Here is a 23,168-nt window from a genome sequence, read left to right as displayed (position 1 = left end):
GGAGCTACCGAGAGCCGGCAGTCCCTAGCGCCCCTTGAGCTCGCGCTGGATTTCCCGCCGCGTCTCCCGTTCCTTAATGGCTTGCCGCTTGTCGTGGAGCTTTTTGCCGCGGGCCACGCCCAGGTGGGCTTTGATCCAGCCGCGGTTGAGCACGAGCCGCAGGGGAACTACCGTCAGGCCCTTTTGCTCCACCAAACCCCGCAGGCGATCAATCTCACGGCGGTGCAGCAGCAGCTTGCGGCGGCGGGTGGGATCGTGGTTGAACTCCTTGCTGGTAGTCCCGTGGGGGGCAACATGCAAGTTGTGCAGCCAGGCCTCGCCATCGCGAAAGAGCGCAAAGGCATCTTGGAGATTGGCTTTGCCTGCTCGGATGGACTTGACCTCCGTGCCGGTGAGTTGGAGCCCAGCTTCGTAGGTCTCCAAGATCTCATACTCAAAGCGGGCGCGGCGGTTTTCCACTAGAGTTTTGACGTTGGGATCCACAGCCATAGGCTTTTTTGAGGTTTGGTTAACTCCAATCCTAGGGGGAGGCCAGGGATCCCTCCAGCTTGCGCACTTCCTGGGCCACCCGCCGCTCCGACTTGCCGCGCCAGATAAAGCGGAGGGGAGTGCCGGCAAAGTCTAAGTTTTGCCGGAAGTGTTTTTCCAGGTAGCGGCGGTAGTTTTCTTTGAAGAGATCGGGATCGTTGACAAAAAGGAGGAAAGTGGGGGGCTGCTCTGCTATCTGAGTGCCGTAGTAGATCTTGCCCTGCCTGCCCTGGCGGTTGGCGGGGGGCGATTGCCAAGCAAGGGCATCCTGCAGCACTTCGTTGACCACGGAGGTGGGGATGCGTTTGCGATGGGCAGCTACCACGGTGTTGACCTCAGCGAAGATCTTGTGGGTGCGCTGCCCCGTAAGGGCGCTAACAAGCAACAGGGGCGCCCAGTCGATGAAGTAAAGCCGCTCGCGGAGCTCGCGGGTGTACTCGTTGATGGTGTAGGTATCCTTTTCCACTGCATCCCACTTGTTGACGACGATAATGCAGGCGCGGCCCTCTTCCTCAATGCGGCCAGCCAGCCGCTGATCCTGCTCGGTTACCCCCTCCAAGGCGTCAATGACCAGCAGCACCACGTCTGAGCGCCGAATGGCCTTGAAGGCCCGGTTGATGCTGAAAAACTCCACCCCGTACTCCACCCGGCTTTTCCTACGGATCCCGGCTGTGTCGATGAGGCGGTAGGTCTGCCCCTCCCACTCCACCAGGGTGTCGATGGCATCGCGGGTGGTGCCGGCGATGGGGCTGACAATGGCCCGCTCGGATCCTACTAGGCGGTTGAGCAGGCTGGACTTGCCCACATTGGGCCGGCCAACAATGGCCACGGCAATGGGCTCTGCTTCAGTTGCGGCTTCCTCCCCTCCTGGCAGATGGGGCAGCACTGCCTCCAGCACCTCTGCCACGCCATTGCCGTGGAGGGCAGAGCAGGGGATCGGCTCGCCCAGCCCCAGCTTCCAGAAGACTGCCGCCTGGGCCAGGCCCAGTTGCCCTGACTCGCACTTGTTGACGGCCACCACCACTGGCAGGGGTTGTTTGCGCAGCCAATCGGCCAATTCTTTGTCGGCGGGGGTCAGCCCTTCGCGGCCATCCACCACGAAGATCACCGCGTGCGCTTCGGCCATCGCTGCCATGGCCTGCTGGCGAATATGGGGCAAAAATTCGCTGTCGTCGCCAAAGACCAGTCCGCCCGTATCCACCACCCGCAGGCGGCGCCCATTCCACTCCACCTCTTGGTAGAGGCGATCCCGCGTTATGCCAGGCTCGTCGTGGACAATGGCCGCCCGTACCCCCGCCATGCGATTGACGAGGCTGGACTTGCCCACGTTGGGGCGACCCACAACAGCTACTAGAGGTAAGGGCACGGCTGCTGTTGAGAAAGCCAAAGCTGGATCTCTATCCTAGCCGTTGGCTTTCCTGCCGCCCAAGACTGGCCTTGCTCTAGATTGCCTTGGGAGCCGCTCTGGCGGTAAGCTGTGCAGTTAACCCCAATTCCGTGGCTTTATGAACCTTGCCCCTGCCCAACGCCTGCGCAAGCTGCCTGCCTATGTCTTTGCCCGGCTGGACGAGCTCAAGGCCCGCGCCCGCCAGCAGGGGCTGGATTTGATCGATCTGGGCATGGGCAACCCCGATGGCCCCACCCCCCAGCCCGTGGTGGAAGCAGCCCAGGCGGCCATTGCCGATCCCCTCCACCACGGCTACCCTCCCTTTGAGGGCACAGCTAGCTTCCGCCAGGCCATTGCCGAGTGGTACTGGCGCCGCTATGGAGTGGAGCTAGATCCCAATGACGAGGTGCTGCCTCTTCTGGGCTCCAAAGAGGGCCTGACCCACCTGGCCTTGGCCTATGTGGATCCCGGGGATCTGGTGCTGGTGCCTAGCCCCGCCTACCCGCCCCATTTTCGCGGCCCCTTGATTGCCGGCGGCCAGATCTACCCGCTGCTGCTGCGTCCGGAAAAAGGGTGGCTCATTGACCTGCAGGAGATCCCGCCGGAGGTGGCCAAGCAAGCGCGGCTGCTCTACTTTAACTACCCCAACAACCCGACAACGGCGGTGGCGCCCCGCTCCTTTTTTGAAGAAGTGGTGGAGTTTGCCTGCCGATACGACCTGCTCTTGGTGCACGACCTGTGCTACGCCGAGCTGGCCTTTGACGGCTATCGGCCCACCAGCCTGCTGCAGATCCCCGGTGCCAAGAACCTGGCAGTAGAGTTCCACACCCTCTCCAAAACCTACAACATGGCCGGCTGGCGGGTAGGGTTTGTGGTGGGCAACCGCCAGATCATCCAGAGCCTGCGCACCCTAAAGACCAACCTCGACTACGGCGTTTTTGGAGCTATCCAAAAGGCCGCCGAAACTGCCCTGCGCCTGCCCAATAGCTACTTGGAGGAGGTGAAAGAGCGCTACCGCCGCCGGCGCGACTATCTCATTGCCCGCCTGGCGGAGTTGGGCTGGCAGATCGAGCCGCCGCGGGCGACGATGTACCTCTGGATCCCCACGCCCCGCACCGTCGACGGCACCCCCGAAGGCTCGACGGAGTTTGCCCTGCGGGTTTTGGAGTCCACAGGCGTGGTCGTAACCCCTGGCAACGCTTTTGGAGAAGGGGGAGAGGGCTACGTACGGATTAGCCTCATTGCCGACTGCGAGCGCATAGGGCAGGCCATCGACCGCTGGGCCGAGGCCGGGATCCGCTACTGCTGAGCCTCAGTCTTTCGGAAGGTGATACTGCTCCACAATCCGCCGGGCAAAGGGAGGGACATGCCGCTCCAGCTTGTGGGGATAGTGGCGGCGCACATAGAGATAGTTGCGGACAAAGTGGGAGTCGATGGAAAAGCGGGCATACTCCAGGCCGCGGGGCCCAAAGCGCTGGATGGCTGCCCCCAAGATCCGAGCCAGCCATAGGGGCAAGCTCAAGGCTTGCTCATAGGCTTGGATCCCCTGTTGCACTGCCGCTTGCCGCGATCCCTGCGAGATCACCGGTTGGGTTTCCAGCTCTTCCCAAACCAGATCCAGGAGCTCCCGCCCGCGCGAGTTGCGCACCACCAGCCACTGCCAGCCAAAGGGGGATCCCATGTAGCCCACCACCAGGTCGGCCAGGCTGTTGACGTAGTCAAAACAGGTGAGGCAGGAGGGGGCAAACACGTCTTTGAGTTCTTTGGTCTTGAGAGCAAAGAAAGGCACCTTTTCCACCGAGCCATCTTCGTGTTTGAAGTGGATGTGGAAATCCTGCATGAACTCGTAGTGCACTACCGTCTGCGGGGAGCGACTGGTGGTTTCCAAAAATTTTTGCAGCCCCGCGCGGCTGACGTTGTCCACACAGGGGGTGCCCAACACATAGAGCTTCTCCAGGCCCAGCTTGTTCTCCACCGCCCGCAAAGCCTGAATCTGGCAGCCTACGCCGATGACCAAGAGGCGCTTGAGGCCGCTTTGCTCCACCTCCTCTAAGACCGACAAGTTGGGCGATAGCGTTGGCTTGTTAACCCGCGCCGCCAAAACTGCCTCCGGGGTACGCGCCAAGATAGGCCGCGGCTGAAAGCGGTCCTGGGGATCCGCCTGCACGCACACCACGCCTTCCACTAAGCCGCTGCTGAGAGCTTTCATGCCAATGCTGCTGACAATGCCCGTCCACTGGGCGCCAGGGATCGGATCCCGCTTGCGGGCCGTGTACATTGCCTCGTAGACGCCGAAGTAGTCGGTATCGCTGACAGCAGGCGACTTGGAGCGCAGCGATTCTCGGGATCGCCCGTGGGTTTGCTCTTCCAGGTGGGTAAATTGCTGGTTTAAAAAGGCACAGGCCTCTTTGACATGGGCGACATAGCGGGTATCGCAGAGGCCGCACTGGCTACACAGCTCTTTGGCTGGATAGTGGCCGGAGCGAATGGGCCGAGCCGGACGCGGTGGACGAGATCCCATAAGGTCTAGACCCTAGCCGACACAGGAGCCCTGGGCGGGTACCTCCTTACAGTTTGCCGCCAAAACCGCAGACAGCGGGCAGAGAAGTTGAGGGATCTGCGATCCTGCCAAGCCCTTTAGCCTCTGCCCAAACCACTTTCTATGGCCCAGCGGGCCAGCTCGGTGCGATTGTGCAGGCCGGTTTTGGCTAGCATGTTGCTGACATGGCTTTCGATGGTGCGCTGGCTCACCCTCATCACCTCGGCAATCTCGCGGTTGGACATGCCCCTGGCTACGTACTGGAGCACCTTGGTTTCCGTAGAGGTAAGCTCTACTTCCCAATCCAGCTGGATGACCGGCTGAACGGGGGCACCTTGCATTTGCAACAGGCGCTCCGTGCGTTTGAGGGTAGCTTCCACCTGCGCCACCAGCTCTTCCGGTTCAAAGGGCTTGACCAGGTAGGCGTCTGCCCCCGTATTGAGCCCGCGCACCCGATCTGCCGTTTGCCCCCGCGCCGAGAGAAAAATGACCGGGATCCAATCCGTGGCCCTATCGGAGCGAAGGGTCTGGACAAAAGTGTAGCCATCCATCTCCGGCATCATCACATCGCAGATGATGAGATCCGGAATCAAGCGGCGCATCACCTCCAGGGCTTCCAGACCATTGCTGGCTGCCACCACCTCGTAGCCGCGAAACTCCAGGTAATCCTTCACCAGGAGGACGAGATTGGGATCGTCATCAACAACCAGTAAGCGCTTTGGGGCGTCCACGGCTAACCTCGTCGTTGCTGGCAAGCCCAGATGACCGGGACTTGCTAGGTAAACTTTTGGAGATGGAGAGACCCAGAATCTACGGCCAAGATTCTACCTTGCTCCTGATGGTTTCCACTGGCTTGTGTAGATTTTCTTCAACCAGCTAGGAGGGGCTTCAGCAAGCTCTGTCTTGGGATCCCTGGCAGCTAGCAGCCTCCACCTAGCCTTTTAGGGTAAGTTTGCTTGGCGGGTTTTTCCCATAGTCAAGGAAGGCAGAGCTAGGGGAGAATGTTGAGAGCAGCAAGCGTGAGCCTGGCTGGGTAGAGAGGGTGGAAAAGGGTACGCTGGTAGAGTTTCGCCACAATAACGAGCGGCTATTGGCTGTAGTTCAGGGCACGGAGGGCAAAAAGAACCTGCTGTTGGAGGTGCCCTCAGGGCAGGTTTACAGCGTTCACCCCCGCCAAATTACGTTTGCCCTGAACGGCAATTCCAACTTTACCGTTTCCGACATCCCCAGCTTTTGGCAGGCGGTTCAGGCGAAGCTGGATCCCGAGAGCTTGGCTTTGGCCTGGGAATTGGTTCAGGAGGAGCGGCGGCCCCTGAGCCTGTCGGAGATGGCGCAGTTGTTGTTTTCCGACGATTCGCCGGTCTCCACCTATGCAGCCTACCGCCTTTTGAGCGAGGATTACATTTACTTTAAGGAGAAGGGAGAAGGCTACGAGCCGCGCCCGCCGGCACAGGTAAAGGAAATTCTCCATCAAATTGCTGTCGCCCAGCAGCGGCAGCAGGAGCAGGCCGAGTTTGAGGCCCGCCTAAAAGCAGCGGTGGCCCAGCCTGGGCAAAAGTACACTTGGACCCCGGCGGAACGGGCTCGTCTGGAGCTGTTGGAGCGCTTAGCTTTGCAGGGAGCACCCGATAGCCTTCGCAACTACGAGGATCTTTCCCACAACCTCACCCCCTCGGATCGCGAGCGGGCTTCCCACCTGCTGCGGCTCCTGGGATTCCCCGACACGCCCCAGGGAGCTTTTGAGGCGTTGGTGGCTTTGGGACTGTGGAGCCGCCACGAGAACCTGGCCCTGCGCCTTACGGGGATCCCCACCCAGTTCCCCAAAGAGGTGGAGCGCTACACCCAAACTTTGCTGGGCGGCCCCCCTCCCTTCCTGGAGTCCCATCGGCGTCGGGATCTCACTCATCTTCACACCTACACCATTGACGACGCCAGCACTCGCGACATCGACGATGCCCTCAGCGTCGAGTTTTGGTCGGAGGACGAGGCGAAGCTTTGGATCCACATTGCCGATCCCAGTTGTTGGGTGCAGTGGGGGGATCCTCTAGATCTAGAGGCCCGCCGGCGGGGTACCAGTGTCTACCTGCCAGAGCGGGTGATCCCGATGTTCCCGCCAGAGCTGTCCACTGGTCCTATGAGTTTGGTGCAGGGGGAGGTGCGGCCTGCCCTTAGCTTTGGCATTCGCCTGGGAGGCGACGGGGCGGTGCGCGACTACGAAATTTGCCTTAGCCAAATCCAGGTAAACTACCGCCTCACCTACGACGATGCCGACGAGATGCTGGAGTTGGAGGCAGAGCCGCAGCTGACAGCCATTGCTCGGGCAGCCCGCTGGCGCTACACCTGGCGACTTGGGCAAGGGGCGATCCCTATTGGCCTGCCGGAGCAGGACATCAAGGTCATCGACGAGATCCCCCACCTGCGCGTTATTGAGGATACGCCGGCGCGGCAGATGGTGGCGGAAATGATGGTGCTGGCCGGCGAGGTAGCCGCTCGCTTTGCCCGCCAGCATGGGATCCCGGTGCCCTACCGCCTGCAGCCTGCTCCCGAACTGCCCCCGCCGGAAGTTTTGGAGCTGTACCCCCAGGGGCCGGTCAGGTCCTTTGCCATCATGCGGTGTCTGTCGCGGGCAGAGGTGGCCACGCAACCCGAGCGGCACGCGGGCCTGGGCCTTGATGCCTACTGCCAGGTAACTTCCCCAATTCGCCGCTACCTGGATCTGGTGGCGCACTACCAGATCAAGGCCTTTTTGCGCGGGGATCCCCTGCCCTTGACAGAAGCCGAGGTACAGCAGGTGTTGCTAGGCATTGAGCCAGGCACGGCCGAGGCCGCTCAGGTGGAGCGCAAGTCCAAGCGCTACTGGAGCATTGAGTACCTGCGCCAGCGACCAGGGCAGACTTGGCGGGCCTTGGTTCTGGGCTATCTGCGCGAGGAGGAGAACCTGGTGATGGCCATGCTGGATGAGATTGCCTTTCGCGTGCCGGTGCGCTTGGAGCGGCAGGTGCCGCTGGGGGCTTGGATTGAGTTGGAGGTTCTCCAAGCAGATCCCCGTGCCGATGTGATTGAGTTGCGGGAGGTAAGAGACTTTGCTCCCTAAAGAGGGGGGTAGCTGATACAACAGAGGAGGGTTATCCCCGTTCCCCAGGAGGAGTTCCATGGCCACACGACCTTCTGGCCCGCCGCCGATTGTCTACATTCTCCTGATTGCCATCTTGGGAGGGGGCGGCTGGTATGCCCATCGTTCAGGCTTGCTCAGCTCCTGGCTTAGCCGCACCTCTGGGAGCCCGACTGCTCAGCCGCAAGCCCCAGCGGCACCCAACCTTCCCCAGGCACAGGCCCCCAATCCCCCTGCCAGCTCCGTTAACCTGGACACTTCCCTGCCCAACCCGGCGGTGCTGCAGATGGATGGCAGCGTCACGATGGTCCGCATCGTCTTGGCCTTGAAGTCTGGCTACAGCCAGCGCAACCCCAGCATCCCCATTACCTACGGGATCCCGGATGGCAAGCCCAACGGCTCCAATGCTGGCCTTAAGGCGCTGATGGAGGGCCGCATCCAGCTTGCTGCCAGCTCCCGCCCCCTCAACGCCACGGAGGTGCAGGCGGGTTTGCAGGCCATCCCAGTGGCCAAGGATGCGCTGGCGGTGGCGGTGGGGGTCAACAACCCCTACAAGGGCGGCCTGACGCTGCAGCAATTGGCCGATATCTTCCAGGGTCGGATTACCAACTGGAGCCAGGTGGGCGGTCCGGATCGGCGGATTCGTGTCCTCAACCGCGCTCCCCGGAGTGGCACCTACAGCGTTTTCCAAGAGCTGGTGTTGCTGGGGCTGCCCTTTGCCCCCGACAACCCCCCTTACTTCACCACCGCCACCGAAGATGTCACCACTCCTCTCCTGCGGGCGCTGGGGGAAGACGGCATCACCTACAGCACCGTGGATCAAGTGCAGAACCAGCAAACGGTGAGGATGGTGCCCATCGACGGCCAGATGCCCACCCGCGAGGCCATTCAAAGTGGCCGCTACCCGCTGGCCCGCAACGTGTTCTTGGTGGTGCCGCGAAAGACCAGCCCCGTGGTGGCTGACTTCATTAACTACGCCCTCTCGGATCAAGGCCAACAGATCATTGGCCGCACCGAGTTCATCCCGCTGCGCTAGCCAGCCTAGCGGTTGGCGCGGTAGAGCAAGGCCCCCCCTATGCCTAGGCAGACGAAGTTGGGCAGCCAAGCTGCCACCTCTGGCCCCAGCGTCCCAATCTGCCCCAGCGCCTGGCTGACAAACAGGAGCACGTAGTAGGCAAAGATAATCAGCACGCTGAGGCCCAAGCCCAAAGAAGAACTGGTGCGCTGGGGTCGTAGGCCCAGCGGGGCCCCGATCAGGGTGAAGGCCAGACAGGCAAAGGGGATGGCGTACTTCTGGCTAAGGTTGACCTGGAGGCGGCGTACCCGCTGCAGATCCCCTGAGCTGGCAAGAACCTCAATGTAGCGGCGCAGCTCTGGAATGTTCATCTCCTCGGGGCTGCGAACCTCCTGGGCCAAATCCAGCGGCACCCGCGACAGACGCAGCTCTTGGCGGGCAAAGGTGGCGATGTTGCTGTAGGTGCCGTCGGGCGAAACGATGTAGGTGGTGCCCTCCTCAAACACCCAGAGGTTCTCCCGGGGATCCCAGCGCCCCCGCTGCGCCAGCAGAATTTGACTGAGAGCCTCGTTAGAGACATCCAGGACGATCACGCCGCGCATCTCTTGGCCATCGAAGCTGCGGGCGTAAAACTGACGGGTTAGCCCTTGCCGTCGGGAAAAGCTGCCATCGGGCTCCGGCGTGAGGATCTCGCCAAATTCTTGGTAGAGGATGTTCTCGCGGCGAAAGTCAGGATGCCGGTTCAAAGCGCGGTTTAAAGTCAAGGCTGCCTGGCGATTGCTCACCGGCACCACCAGCTCGTTGAACAGAAACGTTAGCGCCGTTACCAACAAGCTGAGCAGGACAGCCGGCACCACCAGGCGGTAGAGGCTCACGCCGCAGGCGCGTAGAGCCGTGATCTCGCTATCGGCAGACAGGCGCCCATAGGCCAGCAACGTCGCCAACAACATTGCCATGGGAAACGTCAAGACGATGATCCCCGGTGCCCGCAGCAGAAACACCTGCAGGGCCACTGCAATCGATAGCCCCGCCTCCACCACCAGGCGCACCAGCTCAAACAGAGAGCTCACGGCCATCACCAGGGTGGTAAACGCCCCCACCCCAAAGAGAAACGGCAGGAGCATCTCGGAGAGGATGTAGCGATCCATCAGGCCTACTGCACAGACGAGGGAGAGCCTGCGGCAAGACTGCTTGACCGAACAAGGAGTGGGGGGAGAGGAGAGTTTCACGCAACCTAAGGGTAGTTGGGACAGCCAGCCCTTCGCCCAAGAGGTGAAGGCTGTTAACGACTTTAGACCGGAACCTTGGGGAACAAAAGGTTAATTCCCTCCCTTTCTCAATCCAATCCGCCTACGATCGACCTAGGCGGGCAGAGGACTGGGCTGGGTTCCAGCATGGCTTCTTTTCATCTCAAGGGTTTGCTGGAGCGGCTCCTGGAGCTACGACAGCAGGTTGTCGAGGGATCCCAGAACTACCTGGCCGCCTGGGGCTGCCTTGGGAACCCTCCTGCAGCCCTCTGCAACCTGGCGCGCTACCTGGCGCTACGCCAACACGATCTGCGCAACCTGCAATTGGAGCTGGCTGCGGTGGGGCTGTCCTCGCTGGGACGGTGTGAATCGCGGGTCTTAGAGACCCTGGATGCGGTGATCGCCACTTTGGCAGCCACGCAGGGCCTAAGCCACAAGGGGCCCAGCTATGAGGAGTTTTACGCTGGGGACATGGCGCTGGAGCAGCATGCTGAGGCGCTGTTTGGCCCTCCTTCTCCCCACCGCCGCGCCCGCATCATGGTGACTCTGCCCAGCGAAGCTGCCGAGCAGCCCGAGCTGCTGCTGCAACTGCTGCAACGGGGGATGAACGTGGCCCGGATCAACTGCGCCCACGACGATCCCCTGGTGTGGGAGAAAATGGTGGCCCACTTGCGCCAGGCCGAAGCCCAGACTCAACGGCGCTGCAAGATTTTGTTCGACCTGGCCGGCCCCAAGATCCGCACGGGCCCGGTGGCCATGCCCCCCGGCAAAGCCAAGGTGTACCGCGGGGATCGCCTCCTGCTCACGGCAGCCATGCCGCCGGTCACCTCTGACCCCTCTTGCCAGGTGCAGGTGGCTTGCACCCCGCCAGAGATCTTGGCGCACCTGCAGGTGGGGGCAACTGTCTGGATCGACGACGGCAAAATCGGCGCCCGTGTCGTAGGGATCGAGCCGGTAGGGGTGGTGCTGGAGGTGGACAAAGTCGCCCCGCAGGGCAAGAAGTTGCGGGAGGGAAAGGGCCTCAACTTTCCCGACAGCCAGCTCCCGATCCAGCCTCTGACCGAGAAAGATCGCCAAGACTTGGACTTTGTGGTGCAGCATGCCGACCTGGTGGGCTATTCCTTTGTCCAGCAGCCGGCAGATTTGCAGTTGCTGTTTTCTGAGCTGGAGCGGCGCCAGGCCCGTCCTGATCTGGGCTTGCTCCTCAAGATTGAAACGCAGCGGGCGGTGAAAAACCTACCCGCCTTGATCGCGGCCGCCGACGGCTGCCGACCGCTGGGGGTGATGATTGCCCGGGGGGATCTGGCCGTAGAGATAGGTTGGCTGCGCTTGGGGGAGATCCAGGAGGAACTGCTGTGGATCTGCGAGGCGGCCCATGTGCCGGTGGTCTGGGCTACGCAGGTGCTGGATCAGCTCACCAAAGAGGGCCTGCCCTCGCGGCCTGAGCTTTCCGATGCGGTGATGTCTGCCCGCGCCGAGTGCGTCATGCTCAACAAAGGCCCCTATCTCCTGGAGGCAGTTGCCCTTCTGGATGAGCTGCTGGCCCGGATGCAAGCCCACCAACACAAGAAAAGCCAACGCCTGCGAGCTTTGTACTCCTGGCGCTAAGATGAAGCAGCATCAAAGACGAAACTTCTCCCCCAGGTAATACTTGCGCACCAAGGGATCCGCCGCCAGCTCTGCTGCCGTGCCCTTGGCCAGAATGGCTCCCTCGTTGAGAATGTAGGCCCGGTCGGTGATCTCCAGCGTCTCCCGCACGTTGTGGTCGGTAATCAAGACGCCGAGGCCCCGCTGCTTGAGCTTGGCCACCACCTCCTGGATGTCGGCCACCGCAATGGGATCCACCCCCGCAAAGGGCTCGTCCAGCAGCAAAAATTTCGGTCCGTGGATCCCAGCAGCCAGGGCGCGGGCAATCTCGGCGCGGCGCCGTTCTCCCCCCGACACCTGCAAACCCAAACTGTGGGCCACATGGGCAATGCGGAACTCCTCGAGCAGGTGGTTGAGGCGCTGCTGCCAGAGGCGGCGAGGCACCCCCGTCTGCTCCATAACTAGCAGCAGGTTGTCTTGAATGCTAAGGCGGCGAAAGATGCTCGGCTCCTGGGCCAGATAGCCGATCCCCAATTGGGCGCGGCGATGCATGGGCAGATGGGTAATATCTTGGTCATCTAGCCAGACATGGCCGCGGTTGGGCTGGATTAGGCCAGTCATGATGTAGAAGGTGGTGGTTTTCCCCGCTCCGTTGGGCCCCAGCAACCCGACGATTTCCCCTTGCTCAATGCTCAAGCTGACATCCTTGACCACCTCGCGGCGGCCATAGCGCTTACAGATGTTTTCCAGTCGAATCTGCATAGGGCCAGCCCAGGACTAGACGCTTTTTCCTCATCATCAATGCTGGCGGATCCCGAAAGCTAGTTCCACCAAAAGCAGTGGGCCCCACCGTCGCTCCAGGAGGTCCAGATGTCCCTATCCTGGGAGCAACGCAGGACAACCTCGCTCCGCTGGGTTGTTGTCGTTAACTTGGCTACCATGAATTTCCCTCTCCAAGCTTCCGCTATTCTGGCGCTGCTGACCACGGCAACGGTTGCCTCCACTGCCGCTGCCACCCCCAACGCTTGCTTCCTGCGCTACCTGCTGGCTTCCAAAGCCTGCCCCAACTGCCGTCTGGGAAGCAACCTGGATCTGGCAGAAGCCAACTTCCAGGGTGCCGACCTCATCGAGGCCAACTTGGAGCGCGCTATCCTGACCGGCGCCGATCTCAGCGGTGCCTACCTGGTGGGAGCCAATTTGCCACAAGCCAACTTGCGCGGCGCCAATCTTAGCGGTAGCTACCTGGAGGGGGCGGATTTGCGCGGTGCTGACCTGCGGGGGGCTAATCTCTCTACGGCGCGGACTTGCGCGGGGCCGATCTGCGTCATGCCAACCTGGTTGGAGCTGACCTGCGCTTTGCCCGCACCCAAGGTCCACGCCTTCAGGGTGCTGTCCGGGAGTAGCGCAAAGAGCTCCCTCTGGGAGAAGTGTCAAGCGTGAAAGCCCACTGCGGATGGCGAGACTCGAACTCGCATGGCAAAGCCACACGCCCCTCAAACGTGCGCGTATACCAATTCCGCCACATCCGCGCTAGCTGGACTTCTTCTATCCTAGCAGCAAAAAGGCCGGGGTGTTAGGGGGCCGGCAACCCTAGTCCTCGGTCCAAAACCGCTCCGAGAGGTACTTGTCGGCCCCGTCGCAGAAAATGGTGACCACCACCCCCCTGGAAAGTTGGCGAGCCACCTCAAGGGCAGCCACCACATTGGCACCAGAAGAGATGCCCACCAGTAGCCCTTCCTCCAAAGCTAGGCGCTTCACCATCTTCTGGGCAGCTTCGGTGGAAACCTCGAGGTGCCGATCCGGCAAGCTGGGATCGTAGATTGCTGGCTTGAGGGCCGTGGCCATGTGCTTAAGGCCTTCGAGGCCGTGGAAGGGGGAGTCCGGCTGCATGGCAATGATCTGGATATCAGAGCGGTACTCCCGCAGGCGCCGCCCCACCCCCATGCAGGTGCCGCTGGTGCCTAGCCCGGTTACGAAGTGGGTGACCTGTCCCTGGGTTTGCTCCCAGATTTCCACCCCTGTGGTCTCGTAGTGGGCCTGCCAGTTGGCGGGATTGCTGTACTGGTCGGGATAGAAGTAGAGATCGGGGTTTTCGGCGTAGAGAGCGCGGGCTTTCTCGATGGCCCCATCGGAGCCGAGGGCTGGATCCGTGAGCACCAAGTCCACCCCGTAGGCAGCGAGGATCTTCTTACGCTCTGGGCTAGCGTTGGCCGGCAGGGCCAGCTTCACCTTGTACCCCAAAGCTGCCCCTATCCAGGCATAGGCAATGCCCGTGTTGCCGCTGGTGGCATCCAGGATAATCTTGCCAGGCGTAAGCTTGCCCTCGCGCTCGCCAGCGCGAATCATGTTCAGGGCCGGGCGATCCTTGACCGAGCCGCCGGGGTTGTACCACTCTGCTTTGCCGTAAACTCGCACCGCCGGCGGCAAATCAGCAGTAACCCGCCGCAGGCGAATGAGCGGCGTCCGTCCCACCAGATCAATGGGGCTCTCGACCGCAGGGGGCAAGGGGCGAGAAGAAAACGCACTCGGGTACAAGCGGGATCCCTCGCTAGACAAGCACTGGACTGGACAACCATTGCTCATCTTATCCCGGTGTTCGTCAGTTCCAGCCTCTTCTGGGCTTCCCCGGCTCCTTTAGCTAGACTCTAAGATGGGGGTTAGCAAAAAGCACTTTGGGCAACAGCAGGATGCGGAGCGGCAGGGCAGAAATCGGCATTGTAACGGCGCAACAATTTGATCGCCGGCGAGGTCAGATCCACGTCTACGACGGCGAGGGCAAGGGCAAGTCACAGGCGGCTCTGGGGGTTGTGCTGCGTTCAATTGGGCTGGGGATTGAAAACTCGGCCCCTAGCCGGGTGTTGCTGGTGCGGTTTCTCAAGGGACCGGGCCGCACCTATGCAGAGGACGCCGCGATTGCCGCTCTGCAGCGGGGCTTCCCCCACCTTATCGATCAACTGCGCACGGGGCGAGGAGAGTTCTTCGGCCCCGACGAGATTACCAAGTTTGACCGCCAAGAGGCTCGCCGCGGCTGGGATGTAGCCAAGGGGGCGCTGGCATCGGGCTTCTACTCGGTGGTGGTGCTGGACGAGCTAAACCCGGTGCTGGACCTGGGCCTGCTGCCTGTGGATGAGGTCGTCAGCACCCTCAAGCAAAAGCCAGAGGAGATGGAGGTCATCATCACCGGGCGGGGCGCCCCCAAGGAAATTATCGACCTAGCAGATCTGCACTCGGAAATGCGCAGCGTGCGGCGGGCGGCGGATCCCCAGAACGGACAGCCCCCCCTCAGCGGCATCGAGATCTACACCGGCAACGGCAAGGGCAAGTCCACCAGCGCTCTGGGCCGGGCTCTGCAGGCCATTGGGCGCGGCATCAGCAAGGATCTCTCCCACCGCGTCCTGATCATGCAGTGGCTCAAGGGGGGAACGGGCTACACAGAGGATGCAGCCATCCGCGCTTTGCGGGAGAGCTATCCCGATCTGGTGGATCACCAGCGCTGCGGTCGCGACGCCATTGTCTGGCGGGGCAAGCAGCAGGAAATCGACTATGTGGAGGCAGAGCGGGGCTGGGAGCTGGCTAGGGCAGCCATCGCCTCGGGGCTTTACAAGACCATCATTCTGGACGAACTCAACCCGACGGTGGATCTGGAGCTATTGGACGTGGAGCCCATTGTCGAGGCTTTGCTGCGCAAGCCGCGGGACACGGAGATCATCATCACAGGGCGCTGCCATGCGCCTCTGCCCTACTTTGAGCTTGCCTCTGTCCATTCGGAAATGGTGAGCCACAAGCACTACGCCGAGCAGGGAGCCGATCTGCGGCGCGGAGTGGATTACTGAGCAGGGTGGCGAGCGGTGCTGGATCAGCTCCTGCAGCGAAGCGGGTTCCCCGACGCGAGGGCGCTGGCGCAGCTCTTGCTTGGCCTTTTCCAGACGGAGGTGTGGGTGGAGGGCAAGGAGCGGGTTCCCCAGGGCCCCCTGCTGGTGGTAAGCAACCATCGGAGCTTTTTGGATGCGCCGCTGCTGATTGCGGGGCTGGATCGGCCAATTCGCTTTGCTTGCCACTACTACCTCTCTCAAGTGCCCCTTTTGCGGGAGGTTGCCTTGGCTCTGGGTTGTATCCCCCTCCAGCAGGGATCGGGTTCACAGCTTGCCTTTTTTCGCCAGGCGCAGGCCACCCTGGCAGCGGGCGGGGAGGTGGGAATTTTCCCCGAAGGGGCGGAGCAGATGACCCGCAAAACCTTACCGCAGGAGGTGGGGCGGTTCCAGCCGGGCTTTGCCCATCTGGCCTTGGCTGCTGGCGTGGATCCCCTGCCAATCCTACCGGTGGCAGTGTGGGCCCAAGAGGAGTGGCGAGCAATCGACATCCCCATGGCTTTCTTCCGCTGGTTTGACCCCACAGAGCCCAGCTTTCAGCAGCCGGGGGGGCATCCGGTGGTGATCTACCGTCAGGTGGTGGTTCGAGTGGGATCCCCTCTTTGGGTGAGGGGAGCAAGGCGCTATACCTGCCGCCAGGAGCGGCTGCAGCTCATTCGGGAGTTAACGGCAGCCGCCCGCGAACAGGTGCGCTTGGGGTTGACAAGGAGATGGAAAGATTGAAAAGCAAGCCCACCGCCTCTAGTCCAAGCCGCCAGAAGCGGCCCCTGCTGCTCTATTTGCCGGGTATGGATGGCACGGGCAAACTGTTTTACCGGCAGGCGCAGGCTCTGCAAGCCGAGTTTCGCGTCCGCCCTCTGAGCTTAAACCATCCCGAAGCGGGGCATAGCTGGGAGAGCTTGGCCGATTGGGTGGGATCCCAACTGGAGGAGGGAGCCTACCTGTGTGGCGAGTCCTTCGGAGCTTGCCTAGCCCTGGCTGTAGCTGCCCAGCAGCCGGAGCGCTGTCGTGGCCTGATTCTGGTCAATCCGGCCTCCTCGCTGCGGCGCCGGCCCTGGTGGTGGGCAGGTCAGGTTCTCCTGCCCTTTTTGCCGCCGGGACTTTACTACCAACTGGCGGAGCGGGGGTTAGGGTTTTTGGCGGAGCTGGGCCAAATGGAGCCGCCGGATCGGGAGCGGCTGCGCCAGGCCGTGCACAGCGTTTCTCCGGAAGTGGTTGCCCATCGTCTAGCCTTGCTGGGATCCTTTGCTGTGGAAGATTTGCCCCTCGAGTCGATGAGGCTGCCAACCTTGCTGGTGGCGGGGGGGCAGGATCGTCTCCTGCCCTCGGTGCAGGAGGTGCGGCGTCTGGCGGAGCGACTGCCCCAGGCCCAGGTGGAGATCTCGCCTTTAAGCGGCCATGCTTGCCTTCTGGAGCGGCGGATGAACCTGCGGCGCTACTTGCTCAAGCCCGATGGGGTCTTTGCCCCGCTACTGCTCAATTCCGCTCTGGCCCCCTGAGCAGCAAGAGGGAGCCCCACAGGTTTTCGATTCGCTCTTGGCAGAAGCCGTCTTTCCCCTCTCGATCCAGCCAGAGGGCTCTCAGGCCTGCTGCCTTGGCCCCCTCATAGTCTTCGCGGCGGCTGTCGCCAATGTGCCAGGCAGCGGCAGGCGGGATCCCCTGGGCCGCTAGGGCAGCCTGGAAGATGCGGGGATCGGGCTTGGCATAGCCCACCTGGGTAGAGAGAGTAAGGCTAGAAAAATAGCCGTCCAGTTGCAGCGCCTGCAGCACCCGCACTAGACGGCTGTCGAAATTGGAGATTACCCCTAGCTGGATCCCTTCCTGTTGCAGGGCTTGCAAAACTGGCAGCGTCTCGGGATAGAGCTCCCAAGGGTCCCCTGCGGCAAAATGCTCGAACAGGTGGGCAAAAAACGCTGCAAAGCGCTCCTCCCCAAAGGCAGTAAGGGATCCCTCCACCTGGGCAAAGGTCTGGCGCACCACTTGATGCCACCAGGCCCGCTCCCACTCCTCTAAAAGGGATCCCGTCAAGCCCACGCAGGCGGGTGGCGGAGCACTGGCAAAAGCTTGGGCAAAGGCGCGATCCAACGCCCGTGGCTCCACGGCTACCCCGTATTCTGCCGCTAGCTGACTGTAGACTTGGCCCACGCTGCCCCGCACCCGGAACAGGGTGCCGACGGCATCGAAAAAGATCGCCTTCGGCCTCATTGCTGGTTTTCGTAGCGCGCGTAGGCCTCGACAATCCGCTGGACTAGAGGGTGGCGCACCACATCTCGCTGGTCAAAGTAGCAAAAGGCCACCCCCTCCACCCCCGCTAGGATGCGCTCTGCAGCCGCCAGGCCCGACAGTCGATGCTTGCCCAGATCCGTTTGGGTGAGATCCCCGGTAACCACCATGCGGGAGCGGAAGCCCAGCCGAGTGAGGGCCATCTTCATCTGCTCAGGGGTGGTGTTTTGGGCCTCGTCCAAGATAATGAAAGCGTTGCTGAGGGTACGCCCCCGCATGTAGGCCAGCGGCACCACCTCGATGACTCCCTGGGCCATTAGCTGAGGCAGCTTGGCCGGGTCGATAAACTCAAACAGGGCATCGTAGAGAGGCCGCAGGTAGGGATCCACCTTTTCCACCAGATCCCCTGGCAAAAAGCCCAACTTCTCCCCCGCCTCTACTGCTGGTCGCGTCAGGATCAAACGCTCGTACTCGCGGTTTTGCAGGGCTGTGATGGCGACAACGGCTGCTAGATAGGTTTTCCCCGTGCCTGCTGGCCCAATGCCGAAGCAGAGATCGTGGGTGCGAATGGCTTGTACGTACTCCTGCTGGCGAGGCGTTTTGGGCCGAATGAGCTCTCCCTTGCGGGTGCGAGCCAAAACCCCTGCCTGCACTTGCCGATAAACCTCAGCTTCTTGGTTGGAGAGAGCACGGAAGGCTTGTTCAGCATCGACTGCTGTTACAGGGTGCCCGGCTTGCCAAAGGGGTTTGAGCAATTCTAGCCACTGCCGCACCTGCTGCCGCTGTTGAGGTGTTCCCCTCAGATAGAGATCCTGCCCTCGCAGGGTAACCGAGGCGCCGCTGCAGCGGCTAATCCACTTCAAGTTAGACTCCTGCACGCCCGCCAGGGACATGGCCTGCTGGGGACTTGACAAAGAGATGATCTCGAGATCGGTGACAGCGGAGGAAGTCAAGTGGTTGTGCATGCCGTGGGCGCCGTGCACCCTAAGACCTGTTGAGACCTGTGATGGCGATCCTATCAGAAGCTCCGGCTAAAGCGCTCCAGGTTATGGCCAGCCTCGGCAAAAGGCTTCTCGGACAGCAGAGTCCGAGTGTTCTAGGACACCAATTGGGAAAACTCGCCCCCCTCGAGTTCGAGATTCAGTTTTTGCTAGCAACGGAGTTAGAAATATTGAAAGAAATCTTTTTCTTCTGAAATAGTCGTTACTCATCAAGCAGAGCTAGTTTAGCCTTGAGGGTGTATAGCCTCCCAGTACATTCCGCCATTCACGTTGTCGATTTACATTAATGAAAAGGCATCTGAACCTGTTTACATTAATGAAAAGGCATCTGAACCTGGTCTTTCAGCACTTTTGGTAAAAATTTGAAAAAGTCGAACCCGCTCTTTGGGCAATTTGGGTAACCTGGATTTGCTAGAGCTAGCAAGAGAGAGAACTTCCAATAGAGAGCCTTACGAGAATCTGGAGCTGTTTTTTATCAGCTTGCCTTAAAACTTCTTAAGGCTTCACAATCACAATCTTGCCTTGCAAGGAAACTAAGGAGATAGCAATGTCTACCCAATTGGTTACGCCCGCTACGTTAGAGCTTCTGCAAGTGGATTTGACGCAAGTCCCTCCAGAGATTACCTGTGATGGCAGCGACTTGGACTGGAGCCAAGCCGTGGTGATCGAGGGCAGTCAGCCCCAAGAGGAAAATTTGCAGGGCTGGATTGCCTTCTGTGGCCTGCGGGTTAACCACGAGGCCGGCAATGTCCTGTACTGGCAAGGGCAGCCGCTGCGGGCCAGCCGCATTCGCTTTTTCGTAAGAAATGTAGCCTGGCGCTATGGCTTCTCTTTCTCCACCAGCATTCGCTCCCCTCTCGGCAAAGGGATCTCCACGCCTCCCGACTGGCGCTACCCTGGCCTTTGCCGCTACGGCCTGGTGCTGTTCCAGCCCAACGTCCAGTTGGTGGCCCGACAGGTCTGGGAATCCTCGCCCGAGCAGCCGCAAGAGGTGGATCTGGATCCCAACCTGGATATTGCCTTTAATGTCAACGCCGCCAAGGGCAGTTACAGCGACAACAGCGGCAGCTTCGATATCTACGTGCAGGTGGTGAGCTAAGGGCAGCCAGGGATCCCCGCCGAGAACAGTTGCCGGCTGGGATCCCATCTTCTACAATAGGTGAGCTAGAAGTTGGCACCCAGCTTGCCGCTGGCTCTGCCAGCTTGGAGAGGTGGCTGAGTGGTCGAAAGCGGCTTCCTGCTAAGAAGTTACGGGGCCCAAAAGGCTCCGTCGAGGGTTCGAATCCCTCCCTCTCCGTTGCCACAGCCAAAGCTAGCCACCTTTGCCGCTGACGGAGGGCACCGATGGGCCAGGGATGGCTTCTAAGTCAGTGGGGAGTGGCGCTTTGGCTCAATTTACTTCTCGTGGGGCTAGCCCTGCAGAGTCCCCAAAAGGCGCTGACCCGGGCTGGGGTGCTCCACGCAGGGCTGCTGGGTTTGTTGGTGTGGGGGGGCCTGGGGTGGCGGGGCTACCTGGTAGTAGCCGCCTATTTTTTAGTCGGCACAGCCGTCACCCGCTTGGGGATCCACCGGAAGCAGGCGCAGGGAATTGCCGAGAAGCGAGGAGGGGCGCGGGGCCCAGAAAATGTCTGGGGCTCTGCTTTGACCGGGGCGGTATGCGCAGTGGGATACGCTTTCTTTCCGCACTCCCTGTGGTGGTTGGGGTATAGTGCCAGCTTTGCAGCGAAATTGGCCGATACCGTCAGCAGCGAAGTAGGCAAAGCCTATGGACGGCAGACCTTTTTGATCACCACTTTTCAGCCGGTGCCTGCCGGCACCGAGGGAGCTGTCAGCCTAGAGGGATCCCTGGCGGGGGTGACGGCAGCAGGGGGAATGTCCGCCTTGGCCTGGGGGATTGGCGGAGAATGGGTGGGAGGGGATCCCTGGTGGCTGAGCGCCTGCTGGCTGGCCGGCATCCTGGCCACTCTAGCAGAAAGCTGGATGGGGGTAGTGCTGCAGCCCCGCCTGGCCTGGATGACCAATGAGGTGGTGAACGGCATTCAGACAACCCTTGCCGCTCTTTTGGCGGTGGGGCTAGGAGCCCTCCTGGGGATTGGAGCGTAAAGAGAGCCCAAGGAAAAAGGGAGGAGCCCTCCGGAAGCTCTCTCCCCTAGGGGTGTAAAAACAGCAGAACAGCTTCTAGCGCAAGCCGCTTGGCTTGTAAACCAAGAAGCCCAGCACCTGACACTGCTTAATGTTGTCGAAGCCCACCACGCGGATGAAGCAATGGGGGTAAGCGCTGCGGCAGGCCTGCACTTCGGTCAGCACCTCCTGTGGAGAAGTAGCGCTAAACAGCGGCAGCTTCCACAAAGTCCAGTAGTGGTCGGTTGGCTCGGAAGATTCGTTGAATTCGATGGCAGGGATGTAGCCCTGATCCAGGATGTACTGCACCTGCTTGAGGATCTGCAGATCCGTTAGGGGTGGCAGATAGGAAAAGGTTTCGTAGCGGCGCTCTTTCGGTAGGGTTTGCATAACTTACTCCGTTTCAGGTGTAGGGTTTTGGAGAGGGGATCCTGCCTCTGGGTGGGTGACCGGCAGGGATCCGGTTGCTGAAGTCAGCCGTTCCAGGTGGCTGCGGCGGTGTTCCATGTTGGCCTGTTGAATACCGGTTTTGGCCATTTCCGGCAAGTAGTCGACCACCTCCGCTGCCAGGTACTCTCGAACGGTCATGATGCGGTAGGCCAAGTCGGCCCGCTCTGCCAGCAAAGCCCGAAGATAGGCTTCCCCATCCTGGAAGCTTTGCCGAGCAGAAAACTGCTGCAGCCAGAGGGCCCTGGGAGGATCCGTCTCGCTCAGCTGGGCCAGCACCGTGCGCATCGCCTGATAGGTCAGGTAGCTGATTAAAGTTTTGGCCGTGTCCTTGGCGATCTGCTTTAGATCCATGACCGATCCAGGGGTTGGGCCAGGGGGGCAAGAGAGTCCAGAGATCCCTTGCCCCCGGAGAGTTTCAGAGCGTATCGACCGGCTTGAACTCGAACTTAACCTCTTTCCACAGCTCGCAGGCAGCCGCCAGCTCTGGCGACCACTTGGCTGCTTCGCGGATGATGTCGCTGCCCTCTCGGATCAGGTCTCGACCTTCATTGCGGGCTTGGATGCAGGCCTCCAGGGCCACGCGGTTAGCTGTTGCACCGGGAGCATTCCCCCACGGGTGGCCGAGCGTGCCGCCGCCAAACTGCAGCACCGCGTCGTCCCCGAAGATCTCCACCAGCGCCGGCATGTGCCAAACGTGGATCCCTCCAGAAGCCACCGGCATGACCCCAGGCATAGAAGCCCAATCTTGGGTGAAGAAAATGCCGCGGGAGCGATCCGCCTCGACGTAGTTTTCCCGCATGAGATCCACAACGCCCATGGTGATGGCGCGGTCGCCTTCCAACTTGCCCACCACCGTACCGGCGTGCAGGTGGTCGCCGCCAGACATGCGCAGGCACTTGGCCAGCACCCGGAAGTGGATGCCGTGGTTTTTCTGCCGGTCGATCACCGCGTGCATGGCGCGGTGGATGTGCAGCAGGATGCCATTATCGCGGCACCACTTGGCCAGGCTGGTGTTGGCCGTAAAGCCGGCGGTGAGGTAGTCGTGCATGATGATGGGAGCGCCAATCTCCTTGGCAAACTCCGCCCGCTTGAACATTTCCTCACAGGTGGGCGCGGTCACGTTCAGGTAGTGGCCCTTGATCTCGCCGGTTTCGGCTTGAGCTTTGTGGACCGCTTCCATGACAAACAAGTAGCGATCCCGCCAGCGCATGAAAGGCTGCGAGTTGACGTTCTCGTCGTCTTTGGTAAAGTCCAGCCCACCCCGCAGTGCCTCGTACACAGCTCGCCCGTAGTTTTTGGCGGAAAGACCCAGTTTGGGCTTGATAGTGCAGCCCAGCAGCGGACGGCCATACTTGTTCAGCTTATCCCGCTCTACCTGAATGCCGTGGGGAGGGCCCTGGAAGGTCTTCAGGTAAGCTACGGGAATGCGCAAGTCTTCCAGCCGCAGCGCCTTTATGGCCTTAAAGCCGAAGACGTTGCCCACAATTGAGGTGAGCATGTTGGTTACTGAGCCTTCCTCGAAGAGATCCAGCGGGTAGGCGACGAAGCAGAAGTACTGGTTCTCTTCGCCAGGAACCGGCTCGATGTCGTAGCAGCGGCCCTTGTAGCGGTCCAAGTCAGTGAGCAGATCGGTCCAAACGGTTGTCCAGGTGCCCGTCGAGGACTCAGCTGCTACTGCCGCCCCTGCTTCTTCTGGAGGAACGCCTGGCTGAGGCGTAACCCGAAAACAGGCTAGGATGTCGGTATCTTTGGGCGTGTAATCAGGGGTGTAATAGGTCAGTCTGTAGTCTTTCACCCCCGCTTGATAGCCGCTCTTGGTTTTCGTTGCTGAATAGGCCACGTCAATCCTCCTCTACACGAATGACAAACTCTGCAAAGTTGAGAACTAACATCTCCAGCTTCAGGCAACAGGCGAGGAAGCAGAGGTAAGGAGCCTCAACTGCCTGCCCTTTCTGGCCTTGGAGTTGCCTCACAATCGGTAGGCTCGACCTTGCAGCCTACCTCTTCCCCCTCAACCTGTGAGCCCTCTTTCCCTGACTCCTTTCATCGCTAGCTTTAACGCACCAAGTCCAGAAAGCCTCTATGGACT

General features: G+C 61.0%; 22 protein-coding genes, 2 tRNA genes and 1 pseudogene. 12 read left to right on the top strand and 13 right to left on the bottom strand.

Translation table 11 applies throughout. The features are described from left to right. Nucleotides 1-24: 24 nt before the first annotated feature. Complete coding sequence (smpB, locus tag NW806_RS00575) at nt 25-489, bottom strand: SsrA-binding protein SmpB (protein WP_414393409.1); 465 nt, start codon at nt 487-489, stop codon at nt 25-27. Nucleotides 490-520: 31 nt separating this feature from the next. After that, the gene (gene der / locus NW806_RS00570) at nt 521-1,894 is read right to left on the bottom strand and encodes a ribosome biogenesis GTPase Der (protein ID WP_414409617.1); all 1,374 of its coding nucleotides are present in this window, start codon (nt 1,892-1,894) and stop codon (nt 521-523) included. Nucleotides 1,895-2,033: 139 nt separating this feature from the next. Between der and NW806_RS00565 the strand changes: the two genes are divergently transcribed. After that, nucleotides 2,034-3,224: an aspartate aminotransferase gene (locus tag NW806_RS00565; RefSeq protein WP_414409616.1), complete on the top strand. Its 1,191-nt coding sequence runs from the start codon at nt 2,034-2,036 to the stop codon at nt 3,222-3,224. Nucleotides 3,225-3,227: 3 nt separating this feature from the next. On the opposite strand, the gene NW806_RS00560 is transcribed toward NW806_RS00565, so the two are convergent. Then, nucleotides 3,228-4,436 carry a Coenzyme F420 hydrogenase/dehydrogenase, beta subunit C-terminal domain gene (locus tag NW806_RS00560; protein WP_414409615.1) on the bottom strand — a complete coding sequence of 403 codons (1,209 nt, stop codon included), beginning with the start codon at nt 4,434-4,436 and terminating at the stop codon, nt 3,228-3,230. A gap of 116 nt (nt 4,437-4,552) precedes the next feature. Next, nucleotides 4,553-5,185 carry a response regulator transcription factor gene (locus NW806_RS00555; protein ID WP_414409614.1) on the bottom strand — a complete coding sequence of 211 codons (633 nt, stop codon included), beginning with the start codon at nt 5,183-5,185 and terminating at the stop codon, nt 4,553-4,555. Between the two features lie 311 nt (nt 5,186-5,496). On the opposite strand from NW806_RS00555, the gene NW806_RS00550 reads away from it, so the two are divergent. Both NW806_RS00550 and NW806_RS00545 read left to right on the top strand, forming a co-directional pair. Then, nucleotides 5,497-7,548 (top strand): ribonuclease catalytic domain-containing protein, encoded by a 2,052-nt coding sequence (locus tag NW806_RS00550; RefSeq protein WP_414409613.1) that lies wholly within the window; start codon nt 5,497-5,499, stop codon nt 7,546-7,548. 58 nt (nt 7,549-7,606) lie between these two features. Next, nucleotides 7,607-8,602: a phosphate ABC transporter substrate-binding protein gene (locus NW806_RS00545; protein ID WP_414409612.1), complete on the top strand. Its 996-nt coding sequence runs from the start codon at nt 7,607-7,609 to the stop codon at nt 8,600-8,602. A 5-nt stretch (nt 8,603-8,607) separates the two neighbouring features. On the opposite strand, the gene NW806_RS00540 is transcribed toward NW806_RS00545, so the two are convergent. Further along, nucleotides 8,608-9,729 carry an LptF/LptG family permease gene (locus NW806_RS00540; RefSeq protein ID WP_414409611.1) on the bottom strand — a complete coding sequence of 374 codons (1,122 nt, stop codon included), beginning with the start codon at nt 9,727-9,729 and terminating at the stop codon, nt 8,608-8,610. A 246-nt stretch (nt 9,730-9,975) separates the two neighbouring features. Here NW806_RS00540 and NW806_RS00535 point away from each other — a divergent pair, with 246 nt between their 5' ends. After that, nucleotides 9,976-11,436: a pyruvate kinase gene (locus tag NW806_RS00535; protein WP_414409610.1), complete on the top strand. Its 1,461-nt coding sequence runs from the start codon at nt 9,976-9,978 to the stop codon at nt 11,434-11,436. 12 nt (nt 11,437-11,448) lie between these two features. Here NW806_RS00535 and lptB read toward each other — a convergent pair whose 3' ends face one another. After that, nucleotides 11,449-12,177 carry an LPS export ABC transporter ATP-binding protein gene (lptB, locus tag NW806_RS00530; RefSeq protein WP_414393426.1) on the bottom strand — a complete coding sequence of 243 codons (729 nt, stop codon included), beginning with the start codon at nt 12,175-12,177 and terminating at the stop codon, nt 11,449-11,451. A gap of 108 nt (nt 12,178-12,285) precedes the next feature. Between lptB and NW806_RS00525 the strand changes: the two are divergent. Both NW806_RS00525 and NW806_RS00520 read left to right on the top strand, forming a co-directional pair. Continuing rightward, nucleotides 12,286-12,669, top strand: a pseudogene (locus NW806_RS00525) (pentapeptide repeat-containing protein); the annotation flags it as partial. A 50-nt stretch (nt 12,670-12,719) separates the two neighbouring features. Next, nucleotides 12,720-12,818: a pentapeptide repeat-containing protein gene (locus NW806_RS00520; protein ID WP_414409718.1), complete on the top strand. Its 99-nt coding sequence runs from the start codon at nt 12,720-12,722 to the stop codon at nt 12,816-12,818. A gap of 45 nt (nt 12,819-12,863) precedes the next feature. Here the strand turns inward: NW806_RS00520 and NW806_RS00515 are convergent. After that, nucleotides 12,864-12,944 (bottom strand) — tRNA-Leu (locus NW806_RS00515). A 61-nt stretch (nt 12,945-13,005) separates the two neighbouring features. Further along, nucleotides 13,006-13,950, bottom strand: coding sequence for a PLP-dependent cysteine synthase family protein (locus NW806_RS00510; protein ID WP_414409609.1), 945 nt, complete (start codon nt 13,948-13,950; stop codon nt 13,006-13,008). A 152-nt stretch (nt 13,951-14,102) separates the two neighbouring features. On the opposite strand from NW806_RS00510, the gene NW806_RS00505 reads away from it, so the two are divergent. The 3 genes from NW806_RS00505 to NW806_RS00495 are packed head-to-tail and all read left to right on the top strand — an operon-like array spanning nt 14,103 to nt 16,783. Further along, a complete protein-coding gene (locus NW806_RS00505; RefSeq protein WP_414393431.1) occupies nt 14,103-15,248 on the top strand; it encodes a cob(I)yrinic acid a,c-diamide adenosyltransferase in 1,146 nt (381 codons plus the stop codon). A 15-nt stretch (nt 15,249-15,263) separates the two neighbouring features. Next, the gene (locus NW806_RS00500; protein WP_414409608.1) at nt 15,264-16,007 is read left to right on the top strand and encodes a lysophospholipid acyltransferase family protein; all 744 of its coding nucleotides are present in this window, start codon (nt 15,264-15,266) and stop codon (nt 16,005-16,007) included. Beyond that, entirely contained in the window at nt 15,995-16,783 is a 789-nt protein-coding gene (locus NW806_RS00495) for an alpha/beta fold hydrolase (RefSeq protein ID WP_414409607.1), read from the top strand. The genes NW806_RS00500 and NW806_RS00495 overlap by 13 nt, the downstream gene beginning before the upstream one ends. On the opposite strand, the gene NW806_RS00490 is transcribed toward NW806_RS00495, so the two are convergent. Together NW806_RS00490 and NW806_RS00485 are read right to left on the bottom strand one after the other, a co-directional pair. Beyond that, on the bottom strand, nt 16,761-17,489 hold the full coding sequence (locus NW806_RS00490) for an HAD-IA family hydrolase (protein WP_414405439.1): 729 nt from the start codon (nt 17,487-17,489) through the stop codon (nt 16,761-16,763). The two genes, NW806_RS00495 and NW806_RS00490, sit on opposite strands and share 23 nt — an antisense overlap. Further along, nucleotides 17,486-18,472, bottom strand: coding sequence for a PhoH family protein (locus NW806_RS00485; RefSeq protein ID WP_414409717.1), 987 nt, complete (start codon nt 18,470-18,472; stop codon nt 17,486-17,488). The genes NW806_RS00490 and NW806_RS00485 overlap by 4 nt, the downstream gene beginning before the upstream one ends. A gap of 583 nt (nt 18,473-19,055) precedes the next feature. On the opposite strand from NW806_RS00485, the gene NW806_RS00480 reads away from it, so the two are divergent. The 3 genes from NW806_RS00480 (at nt 19,056) to NW806_RS00470 (ending at nt 20,611) form a co-directional block, all read left to right on the top strand. Continuing rightward, the gene (locus NW806_RS00480; protein ID WP_414409606.1) at nt 19,056-19,607 is read left to right on the top strand and encodes a hypothetical protein; all 552 of its coding nucleotides are present in this window, start codon (nt 19,056-19,058) and stop codon (nt 19,605-19,607) included. Nucleotides 19,608-19,713: 106 nt separating this feature from the next. Next, nucleotides 19,714-19,805 (top strand) — tRNA-Ser (locus NW806_RS00475). Nucleotides 19,806-19,852: 47 nt separating this feature from the next. Continuing rightward, nucleotides 19,853-20,611: a TIGR00297 family protein gene (locus NW806_RS00470; protein ID WP_414409605.1), complete on the top strand. Its 759-nt coding sequence runs from the start codon at nt 19,853-19,855 to the stop codon at nt 20,609-20,611. 75 nt (nt 20,612-20,686) lie between these two features. Here NW806_RS00470 and NW806_RS00465 read toward each other — a convergent pair whose 3' ends face one another. The 3 genes from NW806_RS00465 to NW806_RS00455 all read right to left on the bottom strand — a co-directional run bounded on the left by NW806_RS00465 (nt 20,687) and on the right by NW806_RS00455 (nt 22,919). Then, nucleotides 20,687-21,019 (bottom strand): ribulose bisphosphate carboxylase small subunit, encoded by a 333-nt coding sequence (locus tag NW806_RS00465; protein ID WP_414405442.1) that lies wholly within the window; start codon nt 21,017-21,019, stop codon nt 20,687-20,689. A gap of 3 nt (nt 21,020-21,022) precedes the next feature. Beyond that, nucleotides 21,023-21,430 carry a RuBisCO chaperone RbcX gene (gene rcbX / locus NW806_RS00460; RefSeq protein WP_414405443.1) on the bottom strand — a complete coding sequence of 136 codons (408 nt, stop codon included), beginning with the start codon at nt 21,428-21,430 and terminating at the stop codon, nt 21,023-21,025. Between the two features lie 64 nt (nt 21,431-21,494). Continuing rightward, nucleotides 21,495-22,919 (bottom strand): form I ribulose bisphosphate carboxylase large subunit, encoded by a 1,425-nt coding sequence (locus NW806_RS00455; protein ID WP_414393443.1) that lies wholly within the window; start codon nt 22,917-22,919, stop codon nt 21,495-21,497. Nucleotides 22,920-23,168 lie beyond the last annotated feature (249 nt).

It is taken from the genome of Synechococcus sp. W65.1 (assembly GCF_047461615.1).
Taxonomy (GTDB): domain Bacteria; phylum Cyanobacteriota; class Cyanobacteriia; order Thermostichales; family Thermostichaceae; genus Thermostichus.
Note: the sequence above shows the minus strand (reverse complement) of the source record. Positions and strands in the feature narration are given on the sequence as shown.